Origin of the sequence: Deinococcus sp. HSC-46F16, from assembly GCF_024171495.1 — a bacterium.
In the GTDB taxonomy this organism is placed as follows: domain Bacteria; phylum Deinococcota; class Deinococci; order Deinococcales; family Deinococcaceae; genus Deinococcus.
In genome coordinates, this window is sequence record NZ_JALJZW010000001.1 from 803,128 (window position 1) to 826,764 (window position 23,637).

At 70.1% G+C, this 23,637-nt stretch carries 27 protein-coding genes; 23 read left to right on the forward strand and 4 right to left on the reverse strand.

Going from position 1 to position 23,637, the window contains the following annotated elements; genetic code table 11:
- The first annotated feature begins 12 nt into the window (after positions 1 to 12).
- The 5 genes from L1280_RS04005 (at position 13) to infB (ending at position 5,295) form a co-directional block, all read left to right on the forward strand.
- Positions 13 to 1,149 carry an LCP family protein gene (locus L1280_RS04005; RefSeq protein WP_253580783.1) on the forward strand — a complete coding sequence of 379 codons (1,137 nt, stop codon included), beginning with the start codon at positions 13 to 15 and terminating at the stop codon, positions 1,147 to 1,149.
- A gap of 143 nt (positions 1,150 to 1,292) precedes the next feature.
- Entirely contained in the window at positions 1,293 to 1,760 is a 468-nt protein-coding gene (gene rimP / locus L1280_RS04010; protein WP_253580784.1) for a ribosome maturation factor RimP, read from the forward strand.
- A gap of 159 nt (positions 1,761 to 1,919) precedes the next feature.
- Positions 1,920 to 3,101: a transcription termination factor NusA gene (gene nusA, locus L1280_RS04015; protein WP_253580785.1), complete on the forward strand. Its 1,182-nt coding sequence runs from the start codon at positions 1,920 to 1,922 to the stop codon at positions 3,099 to 3,101.
- Positions 3,102 to 3,108: 7 nt separating this feature from the next.
- Positions 3,109 to 3,384 carry a DUF448 domain-containing protein gene (locus L1280_RS04020; RefSeq protein WP_253580786.1) on the forward strand — a complete coding sequence of 92 codons (276 nt, stop codon included), beginning with the start codon at positions 3,109 to 3,111 and terminating at the stop codon, positions 3,382 to 3,384.
- Positions 3,385 to 3,459: 75 nt separating this feature from the next.
- Positions 3,460 to 5,295 carry a translation initiation factor IF-2 gene (infB, locus tag L1280_RS04025; RefSeq protein ID WP_253580787.1) on the forward strand — a complete coding sequence of 612 codons (1,836 nt, stop codon included), beginning with the start codon at positions 3,460 to 3,462 and terminating at the stop codon, positions 5,293 to 5,295.
- Between the two features lie 114 nt (positions 5,296 to 5,409).
- Here infB and L1280_RS04030 read toward each other — a convergent pair whose 3' ends face one another.
- On the reverse strand, positions 5,410 to 5,967 hold the full coding sequence (locus L1280_RS04030) for a hypothetical protein (RefSeq protein ID WP_253580788.1): 558 nt from the start codon (positions 5,965 to 5,967) through the stop codon (positions 5,410 to 5,412).
- Positions 5,968 to 6,199: 232 nt separating this feature from the next.
- Between L1280_RS04030 and L1280_RS04035 the strand changes: the two genes are divergently transcribed.
- The 5 genes from L1280_RS04035 (at position 6,200) to L1280_RS04055 (ending at position 11,438) form a co-directional block, all read left to right on the forward strand.
- The gene (locus L1280_RS04035; protein ID WP_253580789.1) at positions 6,200 to 6,574 is read left to right on the forward strand and encodes a hypothetical protein; all 375 of its coding nucleotides are present in this window, start codon (positions 6,200 to 6,202) and stop codon (positions 6,572 to 6,574) included.
- A 57-nt stretch (positions 6,575 to 6,631) separates the two neighbouring features.
- Entirely contained in the window at positions 6,632 to 8,920 is a 2,289-nt protein-coding gene (gene secD, locus L1280_RS04040) for a protein translocase subunit SecD (protein WP_253580790.1), read from the forward strand.
- A gap of 204 nt (positions 8,921 to 9,124) precedes the next feature.
- Positions 9,125 to 9,598: a hypothetical protein gene (locus tag L1280_RS04045; RefSeq protein WP_253580791.1), complete on the forward strand. Its 474-nt coding sequence runs from the start codon at positions 9,125 to 9,127 to the stop codon at positions 9,596 to 9,598.
- A gap of 56 nt (positions 9,599 to 9,654) precedes the next feature.
- Complete coding sequence (locus L1280_RS04050; RefSeq protein WP_253580792.1) at positions 9,655 to 10,575, forward strand: restriction endonuclease; 921 nt, start codon at positions 9,655 to 9,657, stop codon at positions 10,573 to 10,575.
- Positions 10,576 to 10,643: 68 nt separating this feature from the next.
- The gene (locus L1280_RS04055) at positions 10,644 to 11,438 is read left to right on the forward strand and encodes an intradiol ring-cleavage dioxygenase (RefSeq protein WP_253580793.1); all 795 of its coding nucleotides are present in this window, start codon (positions 10,644 to 10,646) and stop codon (positions 11,436 to 11,438) included.
- Here L1280_RS04055 and L1280_RS04060 read toward each other — a convergent pair.
- Positions 11,399 to 11,809, reverse strand: a complete 411-nt coding sequence (locus L1280_RS04060; protein WP_253580794.1) for a hypothetical protein — start codon at positions 11,807 to 11,809, stop codon at positions 11,399 to 11,401. The two genes, L1280_RS04055 and L1280_RS04060, sit on opposite strands and share 40 nt — an antisense overlap.
- Positions 11,810 to 11,898: 89 nt before the next feature.
- On the opposite strand from L1280_RS04060, the gene L1280_RS04065 reads away from it, so the two are divergent.
- The 4 genes from L1280_RS04065 to L1280_RS04080 are packed head-to-tail and all read left to right on the forward strand — an operon-like array spanning position 11,899 to position 15,025.
- A complete protein-coding gene (locus L1280_RS04065; RefSeq protein ID WP_253580795.1) occupies positions 11,899 to 12,582 on the forward strand; it encodes a cytochrome c biogenesis CcdA family protein in 684 nt (227 codons plus the stop codon).
- Positions 12,583 to 12,596: 14 nt separating this feature from the next.
- Positions 12,597 to 13,295 carry a heme ABC exporter ATP-binding protein CcmA gene (ccmA, locus tag L1280_RS04070; RefSeq protein ID WP_253580796.1) on the forward strand — a complete coding sequence of 233 codons (699 nt, stop codon included), beginning with the start codon at positions 12,597 to 12,599 and terminating at the stop codon, positions 13,293 to 13,295.
- Between the two features lie 10 nt (positions 13,296 to 13,305).
- Entirely contained in the window at positions 13,306 to 14,040 is a 735-nt protein-coding gene (locus L1280_RS04075) for a heme exporter protein CcmB (RefSeq protein ID WP_253580797.1), read from the forward strand.
- Between the two features lie 22 nt (positions 14,041 to 14,062).
- On the forward strand, positions 14,063 to 15,025 hold the full coding sequence (locus L1280_RS04080; RefSeq protein ID WP_253580798.1) for a leucine-rich repeat domain-containing protein: 963 nt from the start codon (positions 14,063 to 14,065) through the stop codon (positions 15,023 to 15,025).
- 6 nt (positions 15,026 to 15,031) lie between these two features.
- Here L1280_RS04080 and L1280_RS04085 read toward each other — a convergent pair whose 3' ends face one another.
- On the reverse strand, positions 15,032 to 15,754 hold the full coding sequence (locus L1280_RS04085) for a hypothetical protein (protein WP_253580799.1): 723 nt from the start codon (positions 15,752 to 15,754) through the stop codon (positions 15,032 to 15,034).
- A gap of 206 nt (positions 15,755 to 15,960) precedes the next feature.
- Here L1280_RS04085 and ccsA point away from each other — a divergent pair, with 206 nt between their 5' ends.
- From ccsA to L1280_RS04130, 9 genes are all read left to right on the forward strand, one after another.
- A complete protein-coding gene (ccsA, locus tag L1280_RS04090; RefSeq protein ID WP_253580800.1) occupies positions 15,961 to 16,671 on the forward strand; it encodes a cytochrome c biogenesis protein CcsA in 711 nt (236 codons plus the stop codon).
- Positions 16,664 to 16,786: a heme exporter protein CcmD gene (ccmD, locus tag L1280_RS04095; protein WP_253580801.1), complete on the forward strand. Its 123-nt coding sequence runs from the start codon at positions 16,664 to 16,666 to the stop codon at positions 16,784 to 16,786. The genes ccsA and ccmD overlap by 8 nt, the downstream gene beginning before the upstream one ends.
- Positions 16,783 to 17,253: a cytochrome c maturation protein CcmE gene (gene ccmE, locus L1280_RS04100; RefSeq protein WP_253580802.1), complete on the forward strand. Its 471-nt coding sequence runs from the start codon at positions 16,783 to 16,785 to the stop codon at positions 17,251 to 17,253. Before ccmD ends, ccmE begins: the two co-directional genes overlap by 4 nt.
- A 13-nt stretch (positions 17,254 to 17,266) precedes the next feature.
- Positions 17,267 to 19,261 (forward strand): cytochrome c-type biogenesis CcmF C-terminal domain-containing protein, encoded by a 1,995-nt coding sequence (locus L1280_RS04105; RefSeq protein WP_253580803.1) that lies wholly within the window; start codon positions 17,267 to 17,269, stop codon positions 19,259 to 19,261.
- Between the two features lie 134 nt (positions 19,262 to 19,395).
- Positions 19,396 to 19,977, forward strand: a complete 582-nt coding sequence (locus L1280_RS04110) for a TlpA family protein disulfide reductase (protein WP_253580804.1) — start codon at positions 19,396 to 19,398, stop codon at positions 19,975 to 19,977.
- A 74-nt stretch (positions 19,978 to 20,051) separates the two neighbouring features.
- Entirely contained in the window at positions 20,052 to 20,468 is a 417-nt protein-coding gene (locus tag L1280_RS04115; protein ID WP_253580805.1) for a cytochrome c-type biogenesis protein CcmH, read from the forward strand.
- On the forward strand, positions 20,465 to 21,517 hold the full coding sequence (locus L1280_RS04120) for a c-type cytochrome (RefSeq protein WP_253580806.1): 1,053 nt from the start codon (positions 20,465 to 20,467) through the stop codon (positions 21,515 to 21,517). The genes L1280_RS04115 and L1280_RS04120 overlap by 4 nt, the downstream gene beginning before the upstream one ends.
- Complete coding sequence (locus L1280_RS04125; protein ID WP_253580807.1) at positions 21,514 to 22,107, forward strand: Rieske 2Fe-2S domain-containing protein; 594 nt, start codon at positions 21,514 to 21,516, stop codon at positions 22,105 to 22,107. The genes L1280_RS04120 and L1280_RS04125 overlap by 4 nt, the downstream gene beginning before the upstream one ends.
- Positions 22,108 to 22,590, forward strand: coding sequence for a GNAT family N-acetyltransferase (locus L1280_RS04130; RefSeq protein WP_253580808.1), 483 nt, complete (start codon positions 22,108 to 22,110; stop codon positions 22,588 to 22,590). It abuts the gene before it with no gap.
- On the opposite strand, the gene L1280_RS04135 is transcribed toward L1280_RS04130, so the two are convergent.
- Positions 22,569 to 23,630 (reverse strand): LLM class flavin-dependent oxidoreductase, encoded by a 1,062-nt coding sequence (locus L1280_RS04135; RefSeq protein ID WP_253580809.1) that lies wholly within the window; start codon positions 23,628 to 23,630, stop codon positions 22,569 to 22,571. The two genes, L1280_RS04130 and L1280_RS04135, sit on opposite strands and share 22 nt — an antisense overlap.
- Positions 23,631 to 23,637: the final 7 nt, after the last annotated feature.

The window sequence follows — 23,637 nt, forward strand, 5'->3', positions numbered from 1 at the left end:
TACACTCGCCGCGTGCGCCGCACCCTCCTTTCCCTGCTCGTCGTGCTGGCGGGCTTCGTCGCCCTCGCGGCCCCCGCCGCGCCCGCCCTGTCCCGCTACGGCGCCCTGCCCCGCACGGCGGACGGTCCCCTGAACATCCTGCTCGCCGGGGTGGACGTGGAATATGACGACTCGGCGGGCGTGTGGCCCTACCCGCCCAAACCGGAGGATTTCCTGGGGCGCACCGACACCATCGTGCTCGCGCAGGTGCACCCCGACGGGCAGACCGACCTGCTGAGCATTCCGCGCGACACCTGGGTGAGCGTGCCCGGCTGGGGCCTGAGCAAGATCAACGCCGCCAACCGCCACGGCGGGCCGGAGGTGCTGGCCGCCACCGTGCAGGACCTCACCGGGGTGCGGGTGGACTCCTACGTGCTGCTCTCGCTGGGGGCGGTCCGCGCCCTGACCGACGCGGCGGGCGGCGTCACGGTGGACGTGGGCCAGCGCATGAAGTACGACGACAACGCGGGCAAGCTCCACATCGACCTGCAACCGGGGCGGCAGCGCTTGAGCGGCGAGCAGGCCGAGGGCTTTCTGCGCTTCCGCAAGGACAATCTGGGGGACATCGGCCGGGTGCAGCGCCAGCAGGCTTTCCTCACGGCGTTGGTAAACCAGACCCGCAATCCGCTGAACTGGTGGCGGCTGCCGCGCATGGTGGGCGCCATGCACGAGCACACCCGCTCGGACCTCTCGCGCGGCGAGGTGGGGGCGCTGCTGGGGGCGGCGCTGCGTGGTCCGCGCGTGCAGAGCCACACCGTTCCCGGCGACTACGGGGCGGGCGGCACCTGGATCGCGGACCGGGCGGCCCTGGCCGAACTGGTGCGCCAACACTTCCGCGACCCGAACGACCCGCGCTCGCTCTCGGTGGCCGTGCTCAACGTGGGCGCCCCCGACGGCAGCGCGGCCCGGATGCAGGCGCGGCTGCGCGGGTTGGGCTACGGCGACGTGACCATCGCCAACGGCCCGCGCCAGGACGGCCCCACCACCCTCAGCGGCGAGCGGGCCGCCGCCGTGCAGCGCGACGTGGGCTTCGGGCAGGTCACCGCCGAGCCGGGGGTGGCGGGGGCGGACGTGACCGTGCGGCTGGGAAGCGATACTCCGGCGAACTGACCCCTTTGTGACCCCCGTTCAGGCCTCTGGCCGCACTTGCGGTATACTGGCCCTCAGAAATCCTCGAAAGCGAGGTGGGTTCTGCACCCACCTTTTTTCGTGGAGGGGGTGGTGACCGGCCCCGGAGAAGAGGGGCCTACAATATGAATAGCAATGCGAACAACAATTCAGACCAGCTTCACCGCCTCGCGGACGGCGTCCTGCGCCCGCTGGGGTACGAGGTGCTGGACGTGCAGGTGCAGAATCCGGGGCGGCGGCCCATCGTGGTGATCCGGATGGACCGCCTCGACGAGCAGCCTGTCACGGTCGAGAATCTGGAGCAGGCCAGCCGGGTCGTCGGGGCCGAATTCGACCGCGCCGACCCCATCTCGGGCGAGTACCGCCTCGAACTCGAATCGCCAGGGGCCAAGCGGCCACTGACGCGGGCGCGGCACTTCGAGCGCATGGTGGGCCTCAAGGCCCGCGTGCGGAATGGCGAGCATTCCTTCACCGCCCCCATCAAGGGCGTCGAGGGCGAGCAGGTCACCTTCGACGTGGCGGGCGAGGACGTGACGCTCACGGTGGGGAGCTTTCAGGGCAACCTCGCCGAGTTCCCGGACCGGCACCGCTAACAAGCCTTCCGGTTGGAAGGTGTCCCCGACACCTGAAAACCCGACCGAAGGGAGTAGGAACGAGGACGGATTTCGGGAGATGGATGAACAGCCGGTGCTGTTCTGGCTGTTCAGGAAGCGGACGGAATCCGTATAAAACTCAATACAGGAGGACTTGGGATGACCCAGCCCGAATTCAATTTCGCCGACGCGCTGCGTGAAGTCGCGCAGCAACGCAACATCAACGAGATGCAACTGATCGAGGCCTTCGAGCAGTCGCTCGCGCAGGCCTACGTCCGCAACGTGGAACCCGACCGCAGGGTCGAAGTGCACCTCGACCCCGTCAGCGGGGAACTCGAAGTGCTCGTCGTCCGCGAGGTCGTCGAGAAGGTCGAGGACGAGAACCTCCAGATCAGCCTCGCGGACGCGCTCGAACTCGATCCCGGCGTCGAGGTCGGCATGGAGATGGAGTTTCCGGTGGACCGCGAGAAGTTCTCCCGGATCGCCCTGCAAGCCGCCAAGCAGACCCTGACCCAGAAGATGCGCGAGACCGAGCGCAACGTGGTCTACAACGAGTACAAGGACCGCGAGGGCCAGGTGCTCACCGCGCAGGTGGTCCGTTCGGACAACAAGGGCAACTGGTTTGTCGAACTCGGCGCGGGCGAGGCCATCTTGCCGCCCCGCGAGCAGATTCCCGGCGAGAAGCTGACCCCCGGCAACCGGGTCAAGATCTACCTCAAGGAGGTCCGCAAGACCCCCAAGGGGCCGACCATCCTGGCGAGCCGGGCCGACGAGCACCTGCTGGAGTACCTGCTGCGCCAGGAAATCCCCGAGGTCGCCAACGGCATCGTGGAGATCAAGGCGATCGCGCGGGAGGCGGGGCAGCGCTCCAAGGTGGCGGTCTTCTCGCACAACCCCAACGTGGACCCCATCGGCGCGTGCATCGGGCACCGCGGCAACCGCATCCAGGCGGTGACCGGCGAACTCGGCCGCGAGCGGGTGGACGTGATTCTGTGGGACCCCAACGCCCGCGAATTCATCCGCAACGCGCTCTCGCCCGCCAAGGTCGGCCCCATCGAGATCGAGGAGAACGAGGCCACCGTCACCGTGATGCCCGACCAGCTCTCGCTCGCCATCGGCAAGGGCGGCCAGAACGTCCGGCTCGCGGCCAAGCTGACCGGGCACAAGATCGATCTGCGCGAAACCGCGGCCGTCTCCGACCTCGACGCAGCGATGCAGCAGGCGATGCAGGAAGAGCAGTCGGGCGCGGGCAGCCGCACCAGCGCCGCGTCCGCCTTTGACGCGCTGTTCAAGGACAGCAAGTCGGTGGCGACCGCCAGCCCGGACGACCAGGGAGAGTGACCCCAGGGTGACCGCCTCCTCCCCCACCGCCCACGTCCCCGAGCGCACCTGCGTGGCCTGCCGCACGAAGCGGCCCCAGGCCGAGCTGCTGCGCGTGAGCCGGGACGCGGCGGGCGGGTGGCAGGTGGCTCCCGGTGCTCAGAAGGGCCGCACCGGACGCGGCGCCTACGTGTGCGCCGACTCGCCGGGGTGCTGGACCGAGAAGCGGCTGCGCCGGACCTTCCGGGGAGACGCCCCGGCGGTGAATGCGGCGCTGCACGCGGCCCCCGCTGCCCCCGCTTAAGAGCGCAGGCCCCAGACCGACCATGACAACCTGAACCCCCTGCCTGCCACGGCGCAGGCCTCACCGGAGGTGAGCATGTCGAAAGTTCGTATCTATACCCTCGCCAAGGATCTGGGCGTGGACAACCACAAGATGCTGGAGATCCTCGACGGCCTCGGCGTGTCGTACAAGAGTGTGAGCAGCACCATCGAGGAAGACACCGTCGAGCTGATCAAGCAGATTCTGGAAGAAGAAGCCCAGGGCGGCGCCGCGTCCACCGCCGAACCCGCCCCCGCCGAGGCCACCGCGCCCCGAACGGCGGCCCAGGCGGAGGCCTCCGAGACGGCCACCCAGGGCAGCCCGGCTCCGGCCCCCAGCGCCACGGCCACCGCCGAGCGCGAACCCGAAGCGTCCCCCGCCGCCCCGGAAGTGCCCCACCGCGCCCCGGTCGTCACGATCATGGGGCACGTCGACCACGGCAAGACCTCCTTGCTCGACTACATCCGCAAGACGAAGGTTGCCGCCAAGGAAGCGGGCGGCATCACCCAGCATGTCGGTGCCTTCGAGGCGCAGACCAGCAAGGGCCGCATCGTCTTTATCGACACGCCGGGCCACGAGGCGTTCACGACCATCCGCGCCCGTGGGGCGAACGTCGCGGACATCGCCATCATCGTGATCGCCGCCGACGACTCGCTGATGCCGCAGACCCGCGAGGCCATCGCGCACGCGCAGGCCGCCAAGGTCCCCATGATCGTGGCGATCAACAAGGTGGACCTGCCGCAGGCCGACCCCGAGCGGGTCAAGACCGACCTCACCCAGCTCAACCTCGTGCCGGAAGAGTACGGCGGTGATCTGGTCGTCGTGCCCGTCAGCGCCAAGACGGGCGAGGGCGTCGAGGACCTGCTGGAGTACATCAGCCTGACGGCCGAACTCGAGGACCTGCGGGCCGATCCCAAGGCCCCCTTCTCGGGCGTCATCATCGAGAGCCGGGTGGACCGTCAGGCGGGCGTGCTCGCCACCGTGATGGTGCAGCAGGGCACCCTGCGCGTCGGGGACTTCCTGGTCGTGGGCGAGGGCTACGGCAAGATCAAGGCGATGACGGACTCGGCGGGTGGGCGCCTCAAGGAGGCTGGCCCCAGCACCCCGGTGCAGATCCTGGGCTTCTCCGAGGCCCCGGCCAGCGGCGAGACGGTCCTGAGCGCCAAGAACGAGCACGCCGCCCGTGAAGTCATCGCGCAGCGGGCCAGTGACCGCCGCGACGCGGAGAACGCCCGCGAGCGCCGCCGCCTGACCCTCGAAGAGATGATGGGCGAACTCGGGGAGACGCGCACCGTCAACCTGATCCTGCGGGCCGACACCCAGGGCAGCGTGGAGGCGATCCAGGGCATCCTGGCCCGCAAGGAGAGCGAGGACGTCAAGCTCAACGTCATGCTCGCCGGAATCGGGGCGCCCACGGAAGGCGACGTGCTGCTCGCCTCGACCGCCGACGCGACCATCCTGTGCTTCAGCGTGACGCCCTCGGGCGGCGTGAAGAAGGTCGCCGAGTCCAAGGGCATCGAGATCAAGTCCTTCCGGATCATCTACGAACTCATCGACGAGGTCGACCGCCTGATCAAGGGCAACCTCGACCCCGTCTTCGAGGAGCGTTACCTGGGCCGCGCCGAGGTCCGCATGGTCATCCGGCACCCCAAGAGCGGCAACATCGCCGGGTCCTACGTGACCGACGGGATGCTGCGCCGCAACGCCAAGGCCAAGGTCACGCGCGGCAAGCAGGTCGTCTACGAGGGCACCCTGGTGGGCCTCAAGCGTTTCAAGGACGACGTGCGCGAGGTGCAGACCGGCTACGAGTGCGGCATCAACCTGGACTGGGACGGCGTGGAAATCGGCGACATCATCGAGGCCAGCGAGATGGTGGAAGTCGAGCAGGCGTAAGCCAGCGCTGAGCCATCCGCATTCAGCAAGAGAGGGGCGGTTTCCCGGTGGGGGCCGCCCCTCTCCGTTGTTGTGGTCCTTCTCAGGGCCTAAAGGCCACGGTGGGCGGAAAGGTCAGGTGCCCATCTCGGCCGCGCCCACCTCTTCCTGCACGGGAGCACTGCCTTGGTCCTGTCCACCGAAGCTGCCGCGCTCGCCGCCGTGGTGCCCGAAGTCGCGGCCGAACCCGCGCCCACCGGGGCCGTGCTCATGGTCCCCGCGCCCGAATCCGCCCCGGCCGAAGCCGAAGCGCAGCGGATCGTTCTGCATCCGCTCCTTGATCTGGGCGGCCTGCTCGGCGGACAGGTCGCCCGCTCCCACCGCCTGATCTACGGTGGCGCTCCCTGCCGACAGGGCCGCTGCCTTCAGGCGCTCCACGGTCACGCCGAGCGCGGCGGCGAGCTTCTGGAGGAACACGTCGGCGTAGTTGGTGCCGCTGGACGGCGCCTGGTTCTGGGACGGCTGAGTCTGGCCGGTGCCCGGCTGAGCCTGGCCCGGCTGGGTGGGCTGCACCCGCTGGGGCGCCTGGGTGGAAGGGGCCTGGGACGTGCCCCCACTTGCCGCCAGCACGAGGCCAGCGGTCAGGGAGACGGCGGCGAGGGCGAAGAGGGTCGGACGGTTGGGCTTGCGCATGGGCTACTCCTGCGGGGGAATCTTGCCCGGCGACCTTCGCCGGGACGGGAGCAGGGTGGTCGGGGACGGTTAAGTGGGGGCTAGAGGACCAGACGGCGGTCCAGTGGGCCACGTGCCCCCGTACCCGCAGCACCGGAGTCGGCCCTGTCCAGCCCCCTCGGCGCCCTATTCCTTGAGCAAGCCTTTGCTATTCTCCGGGGCACTGCGCGGCCGTCCGCGCTTCTCACCTGCCATGCCCCAGTCCCCCGAACCCCCTCCCAGCCTGCCTTCCCTGACCGGGTGGGCGGCGGGGCTGCGGGCGTGGCCGGGACTGCTCACGCTGCTCTCGGTGCTGGCGGTGCTGCTGGGCCAGCAGGCCCCGGCCCCGGCAGAGGGCACCTCCGGCCCGCGCGTGGCGGCGGCCCCGGTCGCCCCGGCGCTGCCCGAGTTGCGGCCCGCGCCCGCCCCGGCTCCGGCGTGGCCAAATCTGCTCGCGGGAACGCCGCCCGCGCCGCGGTGGACTCCACCGCAGGCCCGGCGCCGCTTGGGTCCGGTGGCGTTCTGGACAGCGCCCGCCCAGCCTCCCAGTCTCGCGCTGCTGGGTCGGCGGCAGACGGACGGCGGCTGAGGGCGCGGCGCAGCCTCCCCTGACCTCCCGCCTTCCTGTGTACCCTGGAGTTTCCCCGTGACCTATTCCAACCCCAACCGCAACCGGCGGCCCCCGCCCCGGCGCCCGGCGCCGACGGCGAGCAAGCCCAATCCCTGGACCGCGCTGCTGCTGCTGCTGACCCTCCTGGGTGGCCTGCTGTACATCTGGCGCCCCTGGGAGCACACCAAGAACCTCTGGACCCTCTGGGACGACGACTACCAGTTCATGACGCTGGGCCTCGACCTCAAGGGCGGCCTGAGAATCGAACTCGCGCCGGAAGACCCCAACGCCACCCGCGAGGAACTCGACCGGGTGAAGACCGTCATCGAAAACCGCATCAACGCGCTGGGCGTGGCCGAGCCGACCGTCGCGGTCGCGGGCAACAAGCGTGTGGTGGTCGAGATTCCGGGGGCCACCCCCGCCGTGCAGCAGCGGGCGCGGGACATCATCGGCCAGACGGCGCGGCTGGAGTTCCGCATCGTGGAGCAGGGGGCGCAGCCGGACCCGGCGCTCGTCCAACAGAAGCCCGCGACGGGCGGCTACACCCTGGAAGACCTCGGCCCGGTGCTGGCGACGGGTGAGGTGATCGACAGCGCCCAGGCCGCCACCGACCCCACACGCGGCGGCTGGGTCGTGACCTTCCAGAACACGGAGGAAGGCGCCAAGACGTTCGGGGCGTTTACCGGCCAGAATGTCGGCAAGTTGATGGCGATCGTGCTGGACGACCAGATTCAGTCGGTGGCGACCATCCAGCAGCCCCTGTTCCGCGACGTGCAGATCACCGGGGACTTTGACGCCGAGGAAGCCAGCCAACTCGCGCTGGTGCTGCAATCCGGCGCCCTGCCCATCGCCATCAAGACCGAGGCCGAACGCGCCATCGGCCCGACGCTGGGCGCGGACGCGATTCGCAGCGGCGCCATCGCCTCGGCGGTGGGCATCGCGCTGGTGTTCGCCATGCTGTTCGTGTACTACGGCTTCTGGTTCGGGCTGGTCGGTGCCCTGGGGCTGCTGTTCTCGGCGGTCGTGATTCTGGGGGCGCTGGGCGGCTTCGGGGTCACCCTGACGCTGCCGGGCATCGCGGGGCTGGTGCTCACCATCGGCGGCGCGGTGGACGGCAACGTGGTGTCCTTTGAGCGCATCAAGGAAGAGATGCGCCGGGGCAAGGGCATCCGAGGCGCCATCGGCGCCGGGTACGAGCAGTCCACGGTCGCCATTCTCGACGTGAACACCGCGCAGATTCTCTCGGCAGTGGCGCTCTACAACTACTCGACGGGCGCCGTGAAGGGCTTCGCGGTCACCCTGATCATCGGCGTGGTCATCTCGACCTTCTCGAACCTCGTGTTCGCCAAGTGGTTCATGCAGTGGCTGGCGCAACGTAAGCCGAACATCTCCGCGCCCACCCGCATCGGCAAGACGAACATCCAGTTCATGAAGGCCGCGCCCATCGTGACCACCTTCAGCGTGCTGCTGGCGCTGGGCGGCGGCCTGATTCTGGCCACCAAGGGGCTGAACTACGGGGTGGACTTCACCTCCGGCACCACCCTGACCGTGCGGGCGAGCGAGGCCACCACCACCGAGCAGGTGCGCGGGGCCGTGACGGGCGCGGGGCTGGACAAGGTCAACGCCCAGAACTCGACCATTCAGCGCGAGCTGGTCCCGGTCGCCGAGCGCTCGCAGTACACCGTGAAGGTGCCCGAACTCACCGCCGCCGAGGCCGATCAGCTCAGCGCGGCCATCGGCAAGCTGCCGCAGGGCGAGGTGCTGGCCCGCGAGACGGTCGGCCCCGCCGTGGGCCAGGAACTCACGCGCAACACGGCGCTCGCCGCCCTGCTGGGACTGGGGCTGATTCTGGTGTACGTGGGCTTCCGCTTCGACTTCACGATGGGCCTGGGCAGCGTGGTGGCCGCGCTGCACGACGTGGCGATCGCGATGGGCCTGTTCAGCCTGCTGGGGCTGGAATTCACGGTGGGGACGGTGGCGGCGCTGCTGACCCTGATCGGGTACTCGCTGAACGACTCGATCATCATCTCCGACCGTATCCGCGAGAACCTGCGCGTGATGCGCGGCGCGAGCTACCGCGAGATCGTGAACACCTCCATCAACCAGACGCTCTCGCGCACGGTGATGACCTCGGTGTGCACCATGCTGCCGCTGGTCAGCCTGCTGATTCTCGGCGGCCCGGTGCTGCGCGACTTCGCGCTGATCCTGCTCGTCGGGATTCTGGTCGGCACCTACTCCTCGATCTACATCGTGGCCCCGATGGTCGTGTACTTCGAGGAATGGCGTGCCCGCCGCAAACGCTCCCAGCAGCCCGCCGGGGCGTAAGCGTCCCGCTTTCCATCCAAACGTCCGTGCAGGAGCGGCCTTCCGGGAGGGGGGCCGCTTCCCGCTGTGGGGCGAGCTTCGCCCGCCACCCCCCTCTGCTGCGGAGCGTTGCAGGTCTGCAAGCAGCTCCACGGGTCCCCACAAGGAGACAGGGCGGCGATTCTCGCCCCGGCATGGGGAGCAGGCCTGTACCCTGGGGGCACCATGAAACGACTGATCTGGGTCGCCGCGCTGCTCACGGCGCAACATGCCTCCGCGCAGGCCACGCAAGTTGCTCCCACCACGGTGGGCGGGTACGTCGGCCAGGTCAGCAGCCTGGTGTTCGAGGTGAGGACCGAGCTGGCCCCGACCGTCACGGGGGTGCGGCGGACCGAGGCCTGCCAGTTCACCCCGAAAAAGGTTCAGGCCCTGCTGGACCGGGGGAATGAATTGACCAACCAGCAGCGCAGCGCCTACGCGGCCAACGCCACGCCCACGAACGCCAGCCTGTACCTCGCCGTCACGCAGGCCCGAAATGCCCTGCTGTCCATTCAGGAAGGCGTGAACGCGGCCTGCACGTACGCCCGCGAACCGCTGGCGGCGTCGGTCGCCTCGCTGGCGCTCAAGGTGGCGCAGTTGGAGGTGGAACTGGCCTTCGGGGAGCTGGCGAAGGCGGCGGACGCGGTTGGGGGCAGATGAGGCGGGGAACATCCCACAGAAATCGCCGCAGCTTCAAGCGCAGTGGCGGCTGAAGCGTGGCTGTTCCTGACTTTCAGGCGTTTATGCGCCCCTTCCTGCTGCTGTTGCAAGATGGGCAAGAACACCGGATTCGGGACCTGTACCAGCCGCTTGCCGCTCACTTCTCGCTGACCAGGGAAGACGTTGAAGAGTTGCTTCCCAGTGGGCGGCAGGCCAGGTTTGCCAACCGAATTCTCTGGGCCAAGTTTCATCTCAGCAAGGCTGGGGCAGTCAGCAGTCCTGGCCGGGGCACCGTGGCATTAACTCCTCAAGGCCGCGACCTGCTGGAACAATTTCCCACAACAATCTCCATGCGGGAACTCAGCACCGTGCCGCAGTACGCCCAGTTCATCGCTGGGGGCCGGACCGCGCAAGCGCCAGTCCCATTACAAACCGCACAGCCCGTCGCTGTTGAGGCCGCCCTTTCGCCAGATGAGCAGCTCGAAACCTTGCACGCAGACCTGAATGCCGCGTTGGCTTCTGAACTGTTGGAACAGGTCATGCAGCTCTCGCCCACGCAATTCGAGGTGATGGTGGTGCGCCTGCTCGTGGCGATGGGATATGGCGGCAGCACCCGTGACGCCGGGGAAGCGCTGGGCCGAACGGGAGACAACGGTATTGACGGCGTGGTCAAGCAGGACCCATTGGGCCTCGACCGGGTCTATCTTCAGGCCAAACGGTGGCAGGGCAGTGTGGGTAGCCCAGAAATTCGGAACTTTGCGGGCAGCCTGAGCTACCACAAGGCCAACAAGGGAGTCTTCATTACCACGTCGGACTTCAGCGAGAACGCTCGCAAGACCGCTGAGCAAATCGGCAGCATCATCCTCGTGGACGGAACGCAGCTCTCCCGGTTGATGATCGAGTATGGCGTTGGAGTCCTCACCCGCGCGACCTACCACGTGCGCCGGATCGACAGCGAGTTTTTCGAAGAACTGTGAGTCTCCCCTCCAACCTCGCTTTAACCCCCCGGTCCTACGCTGGGGGGAGCAGGTCAAGGAGGTCCATCATGAATTCCCACCCGCAGCACCCGGACGACGACAACGACGACGAGATGATCGGCACCCTGCTGAGCCGGAGGCGTGCCCTGCGGCTGCTGGGGCTGGGCGGCGGCGCGGCGGCGCTGGCGGCGGGCGGGGTGCTCGCGCAACGCGGCGGACCCCCCGGCGGGGCGGGCGGCACCAGCGCGGGCACGAGCGGCGTGACCGGACTGCCCGGCTGCGTGGTGCGCCCGGCCATGACCGAGGGACCGTATTACGTGGACGAGAAACTGCGCCGCAGCGACATCCGCAAGGACACCACGACCGGAAAGGTCAGCGCGGGCGTGCCGCTGACGCTGGACTTCATGACCTCGCGGGTGGCGGTGGGAGGGTGTCAGCCCCGCGCCAATGTGCTGATTGACGTGTGGCAGTGCGACGCGCTGGGCGTCTACTCCGACGTGGCGGGCAACACTGGGGACTTCCTGCGCGGCACCCAGGTCACGAACGCGCAGGGCAAGGCGACCTTCACCACCGTCTATCCGGGGTGGTACCCGGGCCGGGCGGTCCACATCCACTTCAAGCTGCGGCCCCTGAACGCGGCCGGGCAGGCGACGGGCGAGTTCACCTCGCAACTCTTCTTCCCGGAGGAAATCACCGACCGCGTTCACGCCCGCGCTCCCTACAGCCGCAAGGGCAAACGCAACACGCTGAACGCGCAAGACGGCATCTACCGCAACGGCGGCAACCAGCTCCTGCTGAGTCTGGTCGGCAGCCCGGAGAAGGGCTACCGGGCGACTTTCGACGTGGGGCTGAATATCGGCTGAGGCGCCCGCTCGCGCTCGGCCACCCGCCCCATCAGGTCCTCCAGCGTCGTCACCGCCCGCAATTCGGAGGCCGGAAGCCACTCGCCCAGGGTGCCGTCCGGCCTCTGCTCGTAGGCGGCGGGGAGGGGCACGTCCCGCAGGCCGAACTCGGCCGCCAGTTCGTCGCGGTGCAGGAAGCGCACCTCGCGCCCCAGCCCACGCAGAAACTCGCGCCACTCGCGCCGCATGCCCAGCGGGCTGTAGGTCACCGCGCACAGCGAGCAGGCGTAGGTTTGGGGCGAAATGGTCTTGTGCCAGAGGTCCTTCAGGCCGTTCACCACGCCGCCGTCGGCGTTGTAGACGAAGATCAGGGGCGGGCGCTCGGCGGGCACGGGTCAGGGTAGTCGCGGAAGGCGCACGCGACCGCGAGGCCGCCCACACGGGGACGCCCGGCCCTCCCCCGCCCCGCTAGACTCGGCCCATGTTGACCGCGCCCGGTGCCCCGTCCGTCACGGTGGCCTTTCTGGCAGGACTGATCTCGTTCCTGAGTCCCTGCGTGCTGCCGCTGGTGCCCAGTTACCTCGGCGTGATCGGGGGGGCGCGGGCGCCGCTGGGGCGGGCGCTGGGATTCATTCTGGGCTTCGGGCTGGTGTTTATCGCGCTGGGGGCGACGGCGAGCACCCTGGGCGCCCTCCTCGCCCCGCACAAGCTTCTGCTGGGGCAGGTCGCAGCGGTCCTCATCATCTTCTTCGGGCTGGTGATGCTGGGGGCGGTGCGCCTGCCCTTCCTGATGCGCGACACGCGGGCGCTGGCGAATGCGGGGGGGTACGGCCCGGTCGCGCTGGGGGCCGCCTTCGCCTTCGGCTGGAGTCCCTGCCTCGGCCCGGCGCTGGGAAGCATCCTGGGACTGGCAGCGAGCACCGCCAGCCTGGGCACGGGCGTGGGGCTGCTGGCCGCCTACACGGTGGGACTGGCCATGCCCTTCCTGATCGCCGCGCTGCTGTGGGACCGCCTGAATCTGCGGCGCCTGAACAGGTATGCGGGCGTCTTTGAGAAGGTGGGGGGCGCGGTCCTCGTGCTCGTCGGCGTGCTGATGCTGACCGGGCAGTTCACGCGGCTGGCGACCTTTTTCTACGAGGTGATGCCCGCGTGGCTGAGGGTGTGAGTGGGCGGGAAGCAGTGCGAGGGACGCAGAAAGAGATCGACCCCACCGCGCACCGCGCACCGCCTACCGTGCCCCCCCACGCCCTCCAACTCCGCGACCTCTGGCTCCGCCTGGGCCGCGAGGTCATCCTGCGCGGGGTGACGCTGGACGTGCCCGCCGGGGAGGGAGTGACGCTGCTGGGCGAGAACGGCGCGGGCAAGACCACGCTGCTGCGGGTGCTGGCCTCGGGGCTGCGGCCCACGCGGGGCGAGGGGCGGGTGCTGGGCTACGACCTGCGCGACAGCCGGGCCGTGCGCGACCACGTTCACCTGATGCCCGTGGACGCGGGGCTCTACCCGGACCTGACCTGTGCGGAGAATCTGGCCTTCGCCCTGCGGATGCACGGGCAGCCCGGCGACGTGGCGGGAGCGCTGACGCGGGTGGGGCTGGCGGGGGCCGCGAACCGGCGGGCGCGGTTCCTCTCGGCGGGGATGCGCAAGCGGCTGGCGCTGGCGCGGGCCTGGCTGCTGGCCCGCCCGGTCACGCTGGTGGACGAACCTTTCGCCAACCTCGACGAGGGGGGCCGGGCGCTGGTGCTGGAGTTGCTGGGCGACCTCCGGGCGCGGGGCGTGACGCTGGTGGTCGCCGCCCACGAGCCGGGGCTGGCGCGGCAGGTGGCGCCCCGGGCGGTGCGGCTGGCGGCGGGGCGGGTGGAGGAGGAGCGTGGAGCGTAGAACGTGGAGGATGGGAAAAGAGCATCCGTCGCCCACCACGCTCTCCCGTCCCCGGTCCACGGTCCTGACGCTCGCCGCCAAGGACCTGCGGGTGGCCGGGCGCACGCGCGACACACTGCTTGCCACCGCCTTTTTCGCGGGGCTGGTGCTGCTGGTGCTGGGCCTGGCGCTGGGCGGGGACACGGCGGGACGCACCCCCACGCAGACGGCGGGGCTGGCGGCGGGGGCGGTGTGGACGGCGCTGGCACTCTCGGCGGCGGTGGGCGCGGGGCGGGCCTTCGCGCAGGAGCAGGAGGCGGGGGCGCTGGAGCAACTGCTGCTGTATCCGGGGCCGCACGGGGCGCTGTACCTGGGCAAGTTGCTGGGGGTGCTGGGGCCGCTCGCGGTGGTCACGGCCTTCACCCTGCCCACCGGCTTGCTGCTGTTCGGGGCGGTGGGGGCCGGGCAAGCAGTGCCGTGGGGGGCGCTGGCGCTGGTGACCGGGCTGGGCATTCTGGGCCTGAGTGCCGGAACCACCTTCTACAGCGCCATTACCGTGAACCTGCGGGCACGCGAAGCTCTGCTGCCCGCGCTGGCCTTTCCCATCCTCGTGCCGGTGGTGATCGCCACCGTGAAGGCGACCAGCCTCCTGCTCGCGGGCGGCTGGTCGGGCGAGGTCACGACCTGGCTGGTCTTTCTGGCGGGCTTCGACGTGGGCACGGTGATTCTGGCGACGCTGCTGTTCGGCTTCGCAGTGGAGGGGTAAGGGCGAGTGGGTACAGTGGCCCATGCCAGAGCCTGCCGCCACCCCCAGCCTGAGCCGCCTAAACCACCAGCATCCGACCGGAGCGCGGGGGCGGGAGGTGTTGGCCTTCCTCGACGCGGGTGGCGGCCCACTGCCCGACCACCTTCACCTCAATGGGTGCGGCCTGACCGAGCTGCCCGAGGCGTTGCGGGGCTGCACGGACGCCCGGATTCTCAGCCTCTACGACAACGCGCTGGCAGCGGTCCCTGACTGGCTGTGGACCCTGACGGCCCTCACAACGCTGAATCTCTCCGCGAATCGGCTGTCGGCCCTGGGGCCGGGGCTGGGACGACTGACCCGGCTGGAGATGCTCGACCTCGGCCACAACGGGATGGAGACGCTTCCCGACGTGTTCGCGGAACTGCACAACCTGCGCTTTCTGTACCTCAGCAACAACCGGCTGACCGGGTTGCCCCCGTCGCTGCGGCACCTGCGCGGGCTGACCTACCTCAACGTGACCGACAATGCCTTGGAAACACTGCCGGACTGGCTGGGAGATCTGGTGGGGCTGGTCGAGTTCCGCGCCTACAACAACGCCCTGACGGCCCTGCCCGCCAGCCTGGGCGAGTGCAAGCAGTTGCGCGAGTTGCATGTGATGAACAACCGGCTGACCGCACTGCCATCAGAGCTGGGCCGCTGCGGCCACCTGACCAAACTGATGGCCCAGGGCAATCACCTGACCCGGTTGCCGGACACGCTGGGGGACCTGATCGAACTCACTGAACTGGACCTGCGGTTCAACGCGCTGGAGGGCGTGCCCACCTCCCTCGCCGGGCTGCGAAACCTCCGTTCCCTCGACCTGCGGGCGAATGAACTGACCACGCTGCCGGACGCGCTGGCCGGACTTCCGAACCTGGAAAAGCTCGACCTGCGCTGGAACCGCCTCGCGGCCCTGCCCCCCGCCTTCCGGGCATTGGAGGAGCGGGGCTGCCCGATCTACGCCTGAAGCGGCTTACGACCCCCCCGCCACCAGCAGCACCGCCCGCCCGTCATGGTCGCCGGTCGTCTCCATCGCCGTATCCAGGCGCGAGCCCATCTCCACATATCCGGCGCGTTTGTAGACCGATGCCGCATTCAACTTGTCCGCGAGGTCCTCGCGCGACACCTGGAAGGAGCGGTAGGGGTGGCCCAGCGTGGGGTAGACGCGCACACCCTCCAGGCTGAAGGCCCCGGTAAAGGCGTACCCGCCCTCCACCGCCACCGGCCCGAAGATGCGCCCGTGGTTGTTGGGCAAGAAGAAGGGCGCGTCGCTGAAGGCCTCCCCCTTGCCGGTGGGGAGCATAGGGTAGAGCTGCCCGCCGACCTCGCCCCAGTAGCCGGTGGAGTGGCCGCCGCGCGGGGGGTACCCAGCCGCCCTCATCGCGGTCAGCAGGCGCGTGGTGGCCTCCTGCGGGGTGCGGGCGCCCCGGTCGATCAGCAGCACGTTGATGGGTTCGCGCAGGGTGCGCCCCGCCTGCTTCTCGCCCAGCCACGTCGCGGGCACGAGGTCCTTGGTGATCATCCAGCGGCCCACGGCGCCGATGCCGGGCACGGGAACGGTCACGTCGGCAGGGCGGTAGGTCGAGGGGTCGGGCAGCGGCGCGGCAGGAGCCGTGGCCGAAGGCGCACAGGCGGCGAGGACGGCAGCGGAGAGGGCGGCGAGAGCCAGCAGGGGCAGGATGCGGGAACGCTTCATAGGAGCCTCCGGGGAAATGGGGAAATAGGGTGAGAAGCAGGGTGGCTTCCACGGTAGCAGGAAGTAAGCTGCTGCCTCACCCCACCGGGGACACTCGCACTTGCCCCGTTCTGCGTCAGACGCGATCCTCCTGGGACGAAGGATTCCTGCGCCCACCGGCCTCACGGTGTGGGGAACTGGGCGCGGGTGATAATGGGGGAGCTGAGATGAAACAAGACCGCGTGACGACGGGGCTGGGCCTGGCCACCTTGCTGAGCCTGGGGGCGGCCGTGGCCCTGGGCCTGAGTGCCCCCCTCGACCTCAACCAGGGGTCGCTGGTGCGCCTGTTTTTCGTGCATGTCCCCAGCGCGTGGCTGAGTTACCTCGCCTACGGCGGCACGGGCCTGTTCGGGCTGCTGTACCTGCTGACCCGGCAGCGCCGCTGGGACCGCCTGGCGATGGCAAGCGCCGAGATCGGCGTGCTGTTCACGGTGTCCACCATCGTGGGCGGGATGCTGTGGGCCAAGCCGACCTGGGGCGCGTACTGGGTCTGGGACGCCCGGCTGACGACCACCGCCCTGAGCATCGTGATCTACGGCGGTTACCTCCTGATCCGTTCCTTGATTGACGACCCCGACCGCCGCGCCCGCGTCGCCGCCGTGGTGGGGCTGGTGGGCACCCTGTACGTGCCCGTCAACTACATGGCGGTGGAGTGGTGGCGCGGGGTACACCAGACGCAGACGCTGAAGCTGCTGGGGGGCATCCGCTTCGACGCCGCGCCCATCTACGGCTGGGTGCTGCTCGTCGCCACGCTCGCCTTTACCCTGCTTTATGCCTATTTGCTGCGGGTGCGCGGCATCCTGGCCGCCCGCGAGGAGGCCCGCGAGGAACGCGAGCTGATGGAAGACCTGAAGGGCATGGAGGTCGCCCGTGGATAAGTACACCGGATACGTCGTGGTCGTGTACGCCGTGACCTTCCTGCTGCTGGTGGGCTACCTGACCTGGATGTGGTGGCGGCTGCGTCAGGTGCGGGACGAGGGGGAGCAGCGATGACCGCGCCTGCTCCCGGCCCCTCCCCCCTGCCCCAGGCGCGGCGGCGCAAGAAAAACCCGCTGCCCACCGTGCTGGGCGTGCTCGCGCTGGTGGGCCTGACGGCCTTCCTGGCCTTCGGGAACCTGGGCAAGAGCCTGGAGTACTTCGTGACGCCGACCGAGTACGTGCAGCAACGCGCCGAGCTGGAAGGCCGCCCGCTGCGGATCGGCGGGCTGGTCAAGGCCGTGCAGTACAACCCGCAGACGCTGGACCTGCGGTTTAACGTGACCGACGGCAGCGCCACCTTTCCCGTGCAATACACCGGAGCGGTGAGCGACCTGTTCAAGGAAGACCAGGGCGTGGTGGTGCGCGGTGAGTTCCAGGGCGAAACCTTCCACGCGTCCGAACTCGTGGTGAAGCACTCCGAGGAGTACAACGTGCCGCAGACGCAGGCCGAGTTGAAAGACCTGTTGCGGCAGGCCGACTGAGGCGGCCCGCACCGTGCTGAATCTGATTTCCTTTGACGCCAGCCCGCTGGGGGCGCTGGGCCAGCTCTCGCTGCTGGCAGCGCTCGCCTTTACGGTGGGCGGGACGTGGTTGGCGGTGGTCGGCGGCGTGAAGGCCGACGCGCGGGCGACCGAGGCGGCGCGGCGGGCGGTGTGGGCCGTGTTCGCACTCGTCAGCCTGTCCACCCTCACGCTGATGGCGGCGCTGCTGGGCGACGACTTCTCGGTGCGGTACGTGGCCGAGCACTCCATGCGGACTTCCCCGACGTGGATCAAGGTGACCAGCCTGTGGGGAGCGCTGGAAGGCTCGATCCTGCTGTGGGCGTGGTTGCTGGCGGGGTACGCCTTCATCCTCAGCCTGACCCTGCGGCGCGACGCGCTGCGGCCCTGGGCGCTGGCCGCGATGTATGCCAGCCTGCTCTTTTTCGTGGGCATCTGCGCGACGGTCGCCAGCCCCTTCACCCCGCTCGCGCAGATTCCGGCGGATGGGCGTGGGCCGAATCCCGCCCTGCAAAACCACTGGATGATGGCGGTTCACCCCGTGCTGCTGTACCTGGGCTTCGTGGGGCTGGCGGTGCCCTTCGCCTACGCGGTGGCCGCGCTGGTGACCGGGCGGCTCTCGGACCACTGGGTCGTCGTGACGCGGCGCTGGACGCTGGTGGCGTGGGCCTTTCTGACGGCCGCCATCGTCGCGGGCGGCTGGTGGAGTTACGAGACGCTGGGGTGGGGCGGCTACTGGGCCTGGGACCCGGTGGAGAACGCCTCCTTTATTCCCTGGCTGCTGGCGACCGCCTTCCTGCACTCCATCCAGATTCAGGAGCGGCGTGGGCTGATGCGGTCGTGGAACGTGTGGCTGATTGTGCTGGCCTATGCGTCCACGGTGCTGGGCACCTTCCTGAACCGCTCGGGCATCGTGCAGAGCGTGCACGCTTTTGCCGGGGGGCCGGTGGGACCGGTATTCCTGGGGTTCCTCGCCTTCCTGCTGGTCGCGGGCATCGGGCTGGCCGCGTGGCGGGCGCCGCACCTGCGCGATGAGGGCGAGCCGCCCGCCGCGCTGAGCCGTGAGGGAGCATTTCTGGCGGGCAACTGGCTCTTCCTGGTGTTCGCGGTGATGGTGCTGGTGGGCACCCTCTTTCCCACCATCGTGGAGGCGGTGCAGGGGCGGCGGGACACGTCGGTCGGTCCGGCCTTCTACAACGCCTTCGCCATTCCGCTGGGGTTGGGCCTGCTGCTGATGATGGGTGTGGGGCCGCTGCTTCCCTGGCGCCGGGCCGAGGGGGAAGGGCTGTGGCGGGCGCTGCGCCCCCTGCTGCTGGCGGGGGCAGGCGCGGCAGTGATCGCCTACGCCTTCGGGATTCGCGGCGTCGGTGTGCTGGCGACGGTGGGGCTGTCGGCCTACAACGTGGTGGGACTGGCCCTGCTGACCGGGCGGGCGCTGCGGGCGTACCGGGCAAGCGGGCGGGGCGGCGTGGTCGGCCTCGTGCGCGAGCAGCCCCGGCGCTACGGCGCGTACCTCGCGCACGTCGGGCTGGTCGTGATGGCGCTGGGCATCGCATTCTCGTCGGCGTACCGGCAGGACGCGCAGGTTACGCTGAATGCGGGCGCGGCTCCCGTCACGCTGCTCCACGAGACGCTGGCGCTGGAAAGCACGCGTGTGGTGGAAAAGCCCTACGGCCAGTCGGCCATCGCGCGGGTGCGGATCGACGGCGTGCCCTACGAGACGCGCATGAACACTTATGTCCAGGGCGGCGACACGCCCTTCCCGGCGCCCGCCGTGCGTTACGGACTGTGGGGCGACACCTACCTCGTCGTGACGGCCTTCGGCGAGGAGGGGCGCTGGGCCAGCGTGCGGCTGATCGAGAGTCCGCTGGTGTCGTGGATCTGGTGGGGCACCCTGATCGTGGTGCTGGGGGCGGGGCTGACGCTGGTGACGCCGCGCCGCGCTCCGGCCCGCGTGCCCGCGCTGCAAGCGGCTCCGGCGACGGATTGAGAGCATGCCGCGTGACGCTGACTGGACGGCGCAGAGGGCAAGCTGGCGCTTGCCACCCCCCTTTGCTTCGCAGCTCTACGAGTCCCCGGCCCTCCCCCACAAGGAGGGAGGGAGCATAGACAGCGAGTGAACCTATGACTGACCTTTCCCCCTCTTCCAATCCGACCCCCGCTCCCGCGCCCCTGTGGCGGCGGCTGCTTCCGCCCGTGCTGGCGGCCACGCTGGTGGGGGTGCTGGGCGTGGCGCTGCTCAGCCCCTCGCGCAACGCCACCGACGGCGGCCCCCTGGTGGGGAAGCCCGCTCCCGAGTTCACGCTGGAAAGCCTGGACGGGGCGCAGGTGAGCCTCGCTGCCCTCCAGGGCCGCCCGGTCGTGCTGAACTTCTGGGCCTCGTGGTGCGGGCCGTGCCGCGAGGAGGCGCCGCTCTTCCGCGAACTGGGCGAGAAGCGGAGCGGCGAGAACGGCCCCGCCATCCTGGGCATCCTCTTTCAGGAGAACAAGGAGCAGAACGCCCGCGACTTTATCCGCGAGTACGCCCTCGCCTACCCCAACCTGCGCGATCCCGGCGCGGAGACGGCGATTGACTACGGCCTGACCGGCATTCCCGAGACGGTGTTTATTGACCAGGAGGGCACCATCCGCCACGTGGACCGGGGCGGGCTGAGCCGCGAACGGCTGAATGTGGGCCTGGAGAAGATCGGGGTGGAGGGGATTTGAAGCGGCCAGCTTCCAACCACCAGCGATCAGCGGGGGCACGCCTCCTGCCTCTGGCCTTCAGCCTGCTGCTTTCCATGTCCCTGGCCCTAACACCCGACCAGTCCCTCCGCGCCGAGGCCATCGGGGACAACCTGCGGTGCCCGATCTGCACGGGGGAGCCGATCACGCAGAGCACGAACGACATCAGCCGCGAGATGCTGCGGGACGTGCGCGAGCAGGTGGCGGCGGGACGCAGCGACGCGGAGATCTACAGCTACTTCGCCGCGCGGTACGGCAACTTCGTGCTGCTGGACCCGCCGAAGGACGGCGTGGGGGCGCTGCTGTGGGGCGCTCCGCTCGCGGCACTGGCGGCCGGGGGCGCGGTGCTGTGGCGCTTTCTGCGGCGCAAGCCCACGGCCACCGCCGTCGCCACGCCCGAGGCCGAAGGGGACACCTTCGACCCTTACCTCGCGGAAGTGCAGCGCCAGACGCGGCGCAAGGAGGGGGCGTGATTCTCAGCCTCGTTCTGCTGGCCCTGATTGTGGGCGTGTCCCTGTGGCTGGTGCTCTCGCCGCTGAGGGCCAGCGTGCCGGGCGACCCCGACGCCACAGAGCGCGAGCGGCTGCTGGCCGAGCGCGACCGCCTGTATGGGGAACTCGCCGCCCTGACGGACGAGCGCCGACGGCCCGACCTGGAACGCCGCGCGGCCTTGACCCTGCGGGCGCTGGACGCGCTGCCGCCCGCGCCGCCGCCGACTGGGCAGGCAGGCCGCAGCCGCCGCCTGGCGCTGATCGGGGTGGGGCTGGCCGCGCTGGTGACGGTGGCCGGAGCGGTGACCTTTGTGCCCCGCTGGCAACTCGCGGCCCTCTCACCGCGTGAGGCGCAGACCGTCCAGAACTCGCTCGCGCTGCCCGAACTGCGCCGCCGCGCCGAAGCCAGCCAATCCGCTGCCGACTCCCTCGCCTGGGGGAAGGCCGCCTTTGACTCCGGCCTCTACGACGAGGCGACGAGGGCCTACGCGGCGGCCCTGCGCCTGGACCCCCGGCAGCCCGAGGCGCTGCGGCGGCTGGGCATCCTGCTGCTGAACCAGCCCGCGCGGGGCGGGGGGGAGCTGAGCGAGGAGGAGGCGGGGCAGGCTTTCTTGCTGATTCGCACCGCGGCCCAACTTGCCCCGGACGACGCCGAGTCGCAACTCTTCCTGGGCTTCGCGCTCTCCCAGTTCGGGCAGGATGAGGCCGCCCTGACCGCGCTGGAACGCTACCGCACGCTGAACCCTTCCGGCCGCGACGCCGACGAGACCATCACCGCCATCCGCGCCCGCCAGAACGAGGCGGACCCTGGCCTGCGCGTGTACGCCGCAAACTGCGCGAGCTGCCACGGGGCGAACGGTGGGGGCGGGGCGCTGGGTCCCAGCCTGCGGCTGTCAAACCTCTCGCGGGGCGGGCTGCGGCAGATCATCTTGCAGGGCAAGGGGGCCATGCCCGCCTACCCCAACCTCAAGCCGGGTGAGCTGAACGGCCTGCTGGACGTGCTGGAGCGCTGGCAGAAGGCAGGCGAATGACGGGCGAGGGGGAGCGGCCCAGGGCACGCCGCCTGACCCGCCGCCAACTGCTGGAGAATTGGTGGGTCCTGCCGGTCGCGGGCACGCTGGGGACCTTCGGGTACATGGGCTGGTACGCCTCGCGGGTGACGCTGGGCAAGCGGGACGCGGGCGAGCCGGAGTTCGAGCCGGGACCGGCGGTGCGGGTGGCCTCGGCGGGGCAACTCGCGCAGGAATGGGCGGAAGTCGCCTTCACCTACGCTGATCGCCCCTGCGTGGCCCTGCGCTTGCCCGAGCCGGTCCCCGGTGGCCTGAGCGTGGACGGCCGCCACTACGCCGCCTACAGCCGCATCTGCACCCACCTGGGCTGCCCGGTGGTCCTGGTGCGCGACCCGGAGGTGCTGGCCTTCGCGTACAACTACCGCCCGCCCAGGGAAGACCAGCACCCGCAACTGGGGTGCCCGTGCCACTACAGCGTCTTTGACCCCCTCAAGGCGGGCCAGGCCGTCTTCGGGAAAGCGAACGGCCCGCTGCCCCGCGTGCGGCTGGAGGCGCGGGACGGCGACCTCTACGCGACGGGCATTGAACCCGCGCCGCCGCTGGGGGGCTGAGTGGACCTCACCTTTACCCAGGGCAACCTTCCCGCCGCCTCCGCCGTCCTGACCGCGACCGCCGCCCGGCTGCTGGAGCGGGGCGAACCGCTGTGGCCGCTGCCCAGCCTGACCCCGGACCGGCTGACCCGCCACTATCCGCCGGAGGGCTGGCGGGTCGCGTGGCACCGGGGCGAGGCGGTGGGCACCTACGTGCTGCTGGACGCCGACCCCCTCTTCTGGCCGGACGACCCACCGGGGCAGGCCCGCTACCTGCACAAGCTCGGCGTACACCCGGCGACGCAGGGGCGGGGGCTGGCCCACGCGCTGCTGGCCGAGGCCGCCCGCGAAACCCGCGAGGCTGGGGGTGCCTTCCTGCGGCTGGACACCGCCGCCAACCGCCCCAAGCTCCGCGCCCTATACGAGGCGGCGGGCTTCCGAGCGGTGGACGAGGTGACGGTGAAGGGCTTTTTCGTGGTCCGTTACGAGCTGGGCGTGGGCTGACGCCGCGCGACTTCTTCCCGCACCAGCGGCGCGACCTTCGTCCCGAACAGCTCGATGGAGCGCAGCATCGCCGCGTGGGGCAGGGTGCCCACGCTCATCTGCATCAGGAAGCGGGTGTGGCCGAACAGCTCGTGCTGGTGCAGGATTTTCGCGGCCACCCCCTCCGGGTCGCCCACGAACAGCGCCCCGCCCGGCCCGCGCTCGGCGTCGAAATGGGCGCGGCCCATCGGCGCCCAGCCCCGCTCGCGGCCGAGGCGATTCATGACGAGGCTGTGGGCGGGAAAGGCGAGGTCGGCGGCCCCCTGGGACGTGTCCGCCAGAAAGCCGTGCGCGTTGATGCCCAGCGGCAGTTCCCCGTGCCCGGCGCTGCGGGCCGCGTCCCGGTAGAGCCGCACGAAGGGTGCGAAGCGTTCGTAGGCTCCCCCGATAATCGCCAGCGCCATCGGCAGCCCCAGCGTCCCGGCGCGGCGGGCCGAGGACGGCGTGCCGCCGACCGCCAGCCACACCGGGAGGGGCTGTTCGGGGCGCGGGTAGACCCCCTGCCCGCCCAGCGGCGGGCGGGTGCGGCCCGCCCAGGTGACGTGTTCATGGTCGCGCACCTGCAAGAGCAGTTCCAAACGGTCCGCGAAGAGGGCGTCGTAGTCGGCGGGCATGCCGCCCAGGAACAGCGGGAACGACTCCGCGAAGGAGCCGCGCCCCACCATGATCTCGGCGCGGCCTCCGGAGAGGAGGTCCAGGGTGGCGAACTGCTGGTACACGCGCACAGGGTCGTCGGTGCCCAGCACGGTCACGGCGCTCGTCAGGCGGATGGTGCGGGTGCGGGCCGCCATCGCCGCGAGGACGGTCGCGGGCGAGGACACCAGGTAGTCGGGGCGGTGGTGCTCCCCCAGCCCGAACACGTCGAGGCCCACCTGATCGGCGAGTTCGGCCTCCTCCAGCAGGTTTCTCAGGCGCTCGGTGGGGCTGAGGGTCACCCCGCTGGCGGGGTCGGGCGTGAAGTCTCCGAAGGAATAGAGGCCGAGTTGAAAGGGGGCGGTCATGGCCCCA

Excerpts from the sequence above, each read along its gene's own strand:
- rimP (WP_253580784.1), top strand. The coding sequence starts at position 1,293 with ATGAATAGCAATGCGAACAACAATTCAGACCAGCTTCACCGCCTCGCG.
- L1280_RS04135 (WP_253580809.1), bottom strand. The coding sequence starts at position 23,630 with ATGACCGCCCCCTTTCAACTCGGCCTCTATTCCTTCGGAGACTTCACG.
- L1280_RS04080 (WP_253580798.1), top strand. The coding sequence starts at position 14,063 with ATGCCAGAGCCTGCCGCCACCCCCAGCCTGAGCCGCCTAAACCACCAG.
- L1280_RS04125 (WP_253580807.1), top strand. The coding sequence starts at position 21,514 with ATGACGGGCGAGGGGGAGCGGCCCAGGGCACGCCGCCTGACCCGCCGC.
- L1280_RS04035 (WP_253580789.1), top strand. The coding sequence starts at position 6,200 with ATGCCCCAGTCCCCCGAACCCCCTCCCAGCCTGCCTTCCCTGACCGGG.
- L1280_RS04065 (WP_253580795.1), top strand. The coding sequence starts at position 11,899 with ATGTTGACCGCGCCCGGTGCCCCGTCCGTCACGGTGGCCTTTCTGGCA.
- L1280_RS04030 (WP_253580788.1), bottom strand. The coding sequence starts at position 5,967 with ATGCGCAAGCCCAACCGTCCGACCCTCTTCGCCCTCGCCGCCGTCTCC.
- L1280_RS04045 (WP_253580791.1), top strand. The coding sequence starts at position 9,125 with ATGAAACGACTGATCTGGGTCGCCGCGCTGCTCACGGCGCAACATGCC.
- L1280_RS04110 (WP_253580804.1), top strand. The coding sequence starts at position 19,396 with ATGACTGACCTTTCCCCCTCTTCCAATCCGACCCCCGCTCCCGCGCCC.
- ccsA (WP_253580800.1), top strand. The coding sequence starts at position 15,961 with ATGAAACAAGACCGCGTGACGACGGGGCTGGGCCTGGCCACCTTGCTG.
- infB (WP_253580787.1), top strand. The coding sequence starts at position 3,460 with ATGTCGAAAGTTCGTATCTATACCCTCGCCAAGGATCTGGGCGTGGAC.
- L1280_RS04075 (WP_253580797.1), top strand. The coding sequence starts at position 13,306 with ATGGGAAAAGAGCATCCGTCGCCCACCACGCTCTCCCGTCCCCGGTCC.
- L1280_RS04085 (WP_253580799.1), bottom strand. The coding sequence starts at position 15,754 with ATGAAGCGTTCCCGCATCCTGCCCCTGCTGGCTCTCGCCGCCCTCTCC.
- L1280_RS04115 (WP_253580805.1), top strand. The coding sequence starts at position 20,052 with ATGTCCCTGGCCCTAACACCCGACCAGTCCCTCCGCGCCGAGGCCATC.
- nusA (WP_253580785.1), top strand. The coding sequence starts at position 1,920 with ATGACCCAGCCCGAATTCAATTTCGCCGACGCGCTGCGTGAAGTCGCG.
- L1280_RS04055 (WP_253580793.1), top strand. The coding sequence starts at position 10,644 with ATGAATTCCCACCCGCAGCACCCGGACGACGACAACGACGACGAGATG.
- ccmE (WP_253580802.1), top strand. The coding sequence starts at position 16,783 with ATGACCGCGCCTGCTCCCGGCCCCTCCCCCCTGCCCCAGGCGCGGCGG.